Source organism: Bacillus sp. 2175, from assembly GCF_057812155.1.
Genome location: NZ_CM173819.1, coordinates 1 through 7,500, shown reverse-complemented (window position 1 = coordinate 7,500; position 7,500 = coordinate 1). Strand labels below are relative to the sequence as shown.

Sequence of the window (7,500 nt, the reverse complement as noted above, 5' to 3'; positions counted from 1 at the left end):
TCCAGTTAAGCGTTGCAGACGCATATCTAAAATCGCTTGCGCTTGTTTCTCACTTAAACCAAAACGTTCCATTAAGCCTTGCTTGGCAATATCTGCCGTTTTTGAACTACGAATTAACGTAATAACTTCATCAAGATGATCTAAAGCAATTCGTAATCCTTCTAAAATATGAGCACGTGCTTCTGCTTTTTCTAATTCATAAGCAGTACGTCTACGAATTACTACCTTCTGATGCTCTAAATAATGATATAGATTTTGTTTTAAATTTAGTACTTGTGGCTCCCCATTTACAAGAGACAACATATTAATACCGAAACTTGTTTGAAGCGCTGTATGTTTATATAGATTGTTTAATAGTACGTTTGCATTAGCATCACGACGTACTTCCATGACAATACGCATACCATTACGATCTGATTCATCACGTAAATCTGTAATACCTTCAATTTTCTTATCGCGAACTAATTCTGCGATTTTTTCAATTAATCGTGCCTTATTAACTTGATAAGGTAGTTCAGTTACGATAATAGATTGTTTACCGTTTGACTTCTCTTCAATTTCAACCTTAGCACGAAGCATAATGGAACCGCGACCTGTTTCATAAGCTCTTCGAATTCCACTTCTTCCTAAAATTAAACCTGCCGTCGGAAAGTCTGGACCGGGAATATATTCCATTAATTCCGCGATAGTAATATCAGGATTATGACTTAATGCCAGCACACCATCAATTACTTCGCCAAGCTGATGCGGCGGTATATTTGTTGCCATACCAACAGCAATACCTGTTGTACCGTTTACTAATAAATTAGGGAAACGCGCTGGTAGTACTATCGGTTCTCTTTCGGAACCATCATAGTTATCTTGATAATCAATTGTATTTTTTGAAATATCACGTATTAATTCCATAGAAATCTTAGACATTCTTGCCTCTGTATAACGCATTGCAGCTGCTGAATCTCCATCTACAGAACCGAAGTTACCATGCCCATCTACAAGCATATAACGTTGACTAAAATCTTGCGCCATACGTACCATTGTTTCATAAACGGCTGAATCACCATGAGGGTGATACTTACCGATTACTTCACCGACAATACGTGCTGATTTCTTATACGCTTTATCAGCTGTAATTCCTAAATCATTCATCGCATATAAAACCCTACGATGCACAGGTTTTAATCCATCACGAACATCTGGTAATGCACGAGATACGATAACACTCATTGCGTAATCTAAAAATGAGGTACGCATTTCATGACTAATATTAATTTCTCGAATTCGTGCTTGTTGTTGATTGTCTGACATCAACGAGCACCTCCTCTTACATTTCCGTTACACATACATTGATTTATATGTAGAAGACAGGAATACTTAGATTCCTGTCATTACTCATTTAAATATCAAGGTTCTTCACGTATTTTGCATTCTCTTGGATAAAGTTACGACGTGGCTCTACTTTATCTCCCATTAAAATTTCAAATGTTTCGTCTGCTTCAATTGCATCTTGAAGGGAAACTTGAAGTAATGAACGTACTTCTGGATCCATTGTCGTCTCCCATAGCTGAGTTGGATTCATTTCCCCTAGACCTTTATAACGCTGAATCCCTGGCTTAGGTTGGGCCGGTAATTCTGCTAAGATTTTTTCAAGTTCCTTATCGTTGTAAGCATATTGAATTTTTTTACCTTGTTGTATTTTAAACAACGGCGGCTGTGCAATATAGATATAACCACACTCAATTATTTGACGCATATAACGATAGAAGAACGTTAATAATAGGGTACGAATATGTGCACCATCAACATCGGCATCGGTCATAATAATAACCTTATGATAGCGTGCTTTTTCAATATCGAAGTCTCCACCAATATTTGTACCAATCGCCGTAATAATTGTACGAACTTCATCATTTGATAAAATCTTATCTAAGCGTGCCTTTTCCACATTAATAATTTTACCCTTCAGCGGTAAAATTGCTTGGAAATGACGATCGCGTCCTTGTTTTGCAGATCCACCCGCAGAGTCACCCTCTACGATGTAAATTTCACTAATTGCTGGATCTTTCGAAGAGCAATCAGCTAATTTACCAGGTAAACTTGAAACTTCTAACGCACTCTTTCGACGTGTCAATTCACGCGCTTTTTTCGCAGCTACACGTGCACGTGCAGCCATCGTACCTTTTTCTACAATTTTTCGCGCTACATTAGGATTTTCTAGTAAGAACTTTTCAAACGCCTCTGAGAATACAGACTCTGTAATTGTTCTCGCTTCACTATTCCCAAGTTTTGTCTTCGTTTGTCCTTCAAATTGTGGATTTGGATGCTTGATTGATACAATTGCTGTTAAACCTTCACGAACATCCTCACCAGTTAAATTACTGTCCGCATCTTTTAAAATGCTATTTTTACGACCATAGTCGTTGATTACACGAGTTAAAGCTGTTTTAAAACCTACCTCATGTGTACCACCTTCATACGTATGGATGTTATTCGTAAATGAGTAAATATTATTTGTGTATCCCTCGTTATATTGAAGAGAAACCTCAACCTGAATACCATCTTTTGAACCTTCTACGTACACAGGCTCTTCATGAATCGGTTGTTTTGAGCGATTTAAATGCTCAACGTATGATTTAATTCCACCTTCGTAATGGAATTCTTTCTTTTGCTTATGTTCACGTTTATCTTCAATTGTTAATTTAATATTACGATTTAAAAACGCTAATTCACGCATACGAGTTGCTAGCGTATCAAAATCGTATACTGTTGTTTCTTGGAAAATTTCCGGATCTGGTTTAAATCGAGTTATTGTTCCTGTTTGATCTGTGTCACCAATGACTTTTAAATCCGCAACCGGAATACCTCTTTCGTATTTTTGGTAATGGATTTTACCTTCACGATGTACAAATACTTCTAATTCTGTTGATAGAGCATTTACAACCGATGCCCCAACACCATGTAAACCACCAGAAACTTTATAACCGCCACCGCCAAATTTACCACCGGCATGGAGAACAGTCATAATAACTTCTACAGCTGGACGTCCCATTTTTTCTTGTATACCAACCGGAATACCACGCCCATTATCCGTTACACGAATACTATTATCTTCTTCGATACTAACATTAATTTCATCACAATAACCTGCAAGTGCTTCATCAATACTATTATCTACGATTTCCCACACAAGATGGTGAAGCCCTTTTCCACTTGTAGATCCAATATACATACCAGGGCGTTTCCGAACTGCCTCTAGTCCTTCAAGCACCTGTATCTGACTTTCATCATATGCATTTTCTTGCATTTGCTTTTGTTCCATTGACACAAAGATCACCTACTTTTCCATTTAAACAGGGGTTATTCCCTATCTATTTCACAATCTACAGTGCCGTTCGTTACATGAATTGTTTTCGCTTCTTTTAATGTTTCGTGTTCAATTCCGTCGACACTCGTCGTTGTAACAAATGTTTGCACTTTTCCTTGAATTGTATTTAAAAGATGTGATTGACGATAATCATCTAATTCTGATAAAACATCATCCAACAAAAGGATTGGATATTCTTTAACCTCTGAATAAATCAATTCAATTTCAGCTAATTTTAGGGATAGTGCGGTCGTTCGTTGTTGTCCTTGCGAACCAAAGACTTGAACATTTTTACTATTAACGAAGAATTGTAAATCGTCACGATGAGGACCAATTAAAGTCGTACCACGGAAAATTTCACGTTGTTTCACAGATTGAAAACTTTCATAGTATACTTCTTTTATTTTCGACAAATCCATTGATTCTGATACATCTACACTTGGTTTATAGACAATTTCTAACTCTTCTAATCCACGGCTTATACCTCGATGAATTGGAGCTGCCCATTCCTGTAGCAAATGCAAAAATTCAAAACGTTTTTGCAGTATTTTCGCACCATGCTCAATTAGTTGAAGTGTAAATACATCCAACATCGTTTCCTCATTCTTACTATTCCCTTGCATTTTTTTCAACAAGTGATTTCGTTGCGTGAGCACCTTTTGATATTGACTTAATTCATACAAATATACAGGAGCTATTTGTCCTAATTCCATATCTAAAAAGCGTCTTCTTACTTGAGGGCTTCCTTTTACAAGATTTAAATCTTCTGGGGCAAACATGACAACGTTCATCACGCCAATATATTGACTTAACTTTTGTTGTTCAAGTTGATTTAATTTTGCCTTTTTACCTTTTTTCGAAATATTTAATTCCAAAGACAAAGAACTGTTTCTTTTTTGTAATTTCCCCTTTATTTGACCAAAATCTTCATCCCAGCGGATAAGTTCGCGATCATTAGAGGTTCTATGAGATTTCGCCATCGCTAAAACATAAATAGCTTCCATCAAATTTGTTTTCCCTTGTGCATTTTCGCCGATAATTACATTTACCTTATCTTCAAAGGAAAGCTCTAATTTTTCATAATTGCGATAGTTTTTTAATTGTATTTCTGAAATAAACAAAGGGCTCCCCCTTTATGCCTGAACTTGGAAAGTTCCGCTTCCTGGAATTTCAATAACATCATTCGCATATAGTTTGCGACCTCTTCTATTTTCAAGTTCGTTGTTCACGTACACTTCATATTCTTGTAAAAACCATTTTACAGCGCCACCTGTATCAATTACATCAGCTAACTTTAAAAATTGTCCTAGTGTAATATACTCTGTTGAAATTTTAATACGTTTCATAAAATCGCTCACTTTCTGAAAGTGTTCATTCTTTCATTGTACTAAATAAACTAGCATTAGGAAAGTAATACCCAAAAATCAAATAAGGGCCACTAGCATCTTTAAACTAGCAACCCTTATTCCTTACCTAGTAAGTACGAACCGGTAAAATTAATTGAATAATTGAATCATCATTTACTGTACGAATTAAGAACGGTCTCATTGCCCCAGTAAAGCTAACTTTAATCTCTGTACTATCCAAAGCTTTTAATGCATCCATCATATATTTTGCACTAAAAGATATTTTTAACTCTTCTCCATCTACTTTTTCGCATTGTACTTCTTCGACAACTTTTCCGATTTCTGGTGAATTCGAAGAAATCTCTAGCATTTCTTGCTCTAAAGTTGATAATTTAACAACGTTATTGCGGCCATCTCTTGCTAATAGTGAAGCACGATCAATTGCTTGTAGGAATTCTTTTGTATTTACAAAAATATCCGTTTTACTCTCTGCTGGAATTAAACGTGTCGTATCAGGATAATTTCCTTCTAACAATCTTGAGAAGAATAATAAATGTTTTGTACGGAATAATACTTGATACTCCGTAATAACGATATCTACCATTTCTTCAGACTCATCTAAAATTTTACTTAATTCATTTAAGCTCTTACCTGGAATAACAACATTAGCTTGGAATTCATCTGCAATGTTATGTCCTTCAATTTTTGCTTTTCGAAGTGCCAGTCTATGACTATCTGTTGCAATACAAGTTAACTCGCTGTTATATACCTTCCAGTTTACACCTGTCAAGATCGGTCTTGTTTCAGAAGTAGAAACTGCAAATACAGTTTGTCTGATCATATGCTTAAGTAAATCTGTTGGTATCTTAAATACATGATGTTCTTCAATCTGTGGCAATAACGGATATTCTGCAGAATCTAAACCATTTAAGTTAAACTCTGATTTTCCAGATTTTATTTTTGTCATAAAATGATTTTCTACAGAAATTTCGACAGTGTCTTTAGGTAGTTTTTTTACAATCTCACTAAAATATTTTGCCTGTAAAACAATGCTTCCTGATTGAGCAATTTCTACGATTTCTTTTCCATCTTCTTCGACTGGAATAAACGATTCAATAGAAATATCAGCATCGCTTCCTGTTAATGTAACCCCTTCTTCAGTAGCTACAACTTTAATTCCCGTAAGGATGGGGATTGTTGTACGAGAAGAAACTGCCTTCATTACATCTTGTACACCTCTTACAAGATAGTCTTTTTGTATTGTAAAACGCATAAAGAAAAACCTCCGGTAAGTATAAGATTTTATTTAATTAATAAAGATAAAAAAATAGTAGTAATAGTAATAGGGCTTGTGGATATGTGGATAACCCCTATAAAGGATGTAAAAACAGTCTATCTACATGTGGATAGACTGTGCGTAAAACAAGGTAAGTTATTCACACTATTCAGCTACTACTTTAAAATACCATTAATTTCTTCAACTTGCTTTTGTAATTGCGTATCGGTTTTTAGTAGTTTAGAGATTTTTTCATGGGCATGGATAACTGTTGTATGATCACGTCCACCAAATTCTTCACCTATTTTTGGTAAAGAGGAATCTGTAAGCTCGCGCGATAAATACATTGCAATTTGGCGAGGAAACGCAACTGATTTGGTACGTTTTTTCGCTTTAAAATCTTCTAATTTCACTTGATAAACATCCCCGACAGCTTTTTGGATATCATAAATAGAGATAATTTTTGGCTTAGAATTTGGAATAATATCTTTAAGTGCTTCAGCTGCTAAATCAGCATTAATATCTTTATTAATTAAAGATGAATAAGCTACAACTCGGATAAGTGCACCTTCTAATTCACGAATATTTGAATCAATTTGATTTGCGATATAAAGCATAACTTCATTTGGTATATCAAGCCCTTCAGCTTTTGCTTTTTTGCGTAAAATCGCAATTCGTGTCTCTAAATCTGGCGGCGTAATATCTGTAATAAGCCCCCATTCAAAGCGGGAACGAAGACGATCTTCTAAAGTCGGAATTTCTTTTGGTGGTCGATCACTAGAAATTACAATTTGTTTACTTTCTTCGTGTAATGCATTAAATGTATGGAAAAACTCTTCTTGAGTTTGTTCTTTTCCAGCAAGAAATTGAATATCATCTATCAATAAAACATCTACGTTGCGATATTTATTACGAAAATCAACAGCCTTATTATCACGAATAGAGTTAATAAATTCATTTGTAAATTTTTCTGATGATAAATATACAACTTTTGCATTTGGATTATGTTCAATTACATAATGACCAATTGCGTGCATTAAATGCGTCTTTCCAAGCCCAACTCCCCCGTAAATAAAGAGTGGGTTATACGCTTTAGCTGGCGCCTCGGCTACAGCTAATGAAGCTGCATGGGCAAAACGGTTACCAGAGCCGATAACAAATGTATCAAATGTATATTTTGGATTTAACATGCTCTGTGGTAAATGAGCTGAATCATCTTGTGCTGGATTCGGCTTAACTGGAGGCAGATCAATATCCTCTTCAGCTTGACTTTGAGGAATAATAAAGCGAATTGCTAATTTTGCCCCTGTTAAATCGTATAGTGTTTCTGAAATTAGTTCGGAGTAATGAGATTCTAGCCAGTCACGAGCAAATTCATTTGGAGCTGTAATCGTTAATACGTCTTTCTTCAAGTTATGAGCCGTTGTTGATTTTAACCATGTCTCATAACTAGGCTTGCTTACCTTTTTTTCTAATTCTTTTAAGGCACTATTCCATAAATCAGAGATATTTTCCAA

6 protein-coding genes (1 of these 6 only partly in view) are annotated in these 7,500 nt (G+C 35.4%); all 6 read right to left on the bottom strand.

The window, feature by feature from the left end; translation table 11 throughout:
* Positions 1–1,305, bottom strand: partial view of a DNA gyrase subunit A gene (gene gyrA, locus ACXKY9_RS00030; protein WP_001282864.1) — the 5' portion only. Its footprint begins 1,167 nt before the window's first position; 1,305 of the gene's 2,472 nt are visible here — the first part of the coding sequence; the start codon lies at positions 1,303–1,305; the stop codon falls past the left edge of the window.
* A gap of 88 nt (positions 1,306–1,393) precedes the next feature.
* Positions 1,394–3,316 carry a DNA topoisomerase (ATP-hydrolyzing) subunit B gene (gyrB, locus tag ACXKY9_RS00025; RefSeq protein ID WP_000435982.1) on the bottom strand — a complete coding sequence of 641 codons (1,923 nt, stop codon included), beginning with the start codon at positions 3,314–3,316 and terminating at the stop codon, positions 1,394–1,396.
* Positions 3,317–3,354: 38 nt separating this feature from the next.
* Positions 3,355–4,482, bottom strand: a complete 1,128-nt coding sequence (gene recF, locus ACXKY9_RS00020) for a DNA replication/repair protein RecF (RefSeq protein WP_000470745.1) — start codon at positions 4,480–4,482, stop codon at positions 3,355–3,357.
* A gap of 12 nt (positions 4,483–4,494) precedes the next feature.
* Positions 4,495–4,707, bottom strand: coding sequence for a S4 domain-containing protein YaaA (gene yaaA, locus ACXKY9_RS00015; protein ID WP_000821364.1), 213 nt, complete (start codon positions 4,705–4,707; stop codon positions 4,495–4,497).
* A 127-nt stretch (positions 4,708–4,834) separates the two neighbouring features.
* The gene (dnaN, locus tag ACXKY9_RS00010; RefSeq protein ID WP_001212884.1) at positions 4,835–5,980 is read right to left on the bottom strand and encodes a DNA polymerase III subunit beta; all 1,146 of its coding nucleotides are present in this window, start codon (positions 5,978–5,980) and stop codon (positions 4,835–4,837) included.
* A gap of 179 nt (positions 5,981–6,159) precedes the next feature.
* The gene (dnaA, locus tag ACXKY9_RS00005) at positions 6,160–7,500 is read right to left on the bottom strand and encodes a chromosomal replication initiator protein DnaA (protein WP_000428017.1); all 1,341 of its coding nucleotides are present in this window, start codon (positions 7,498–7,500) and stop codon (positions 6,160–6,162) included.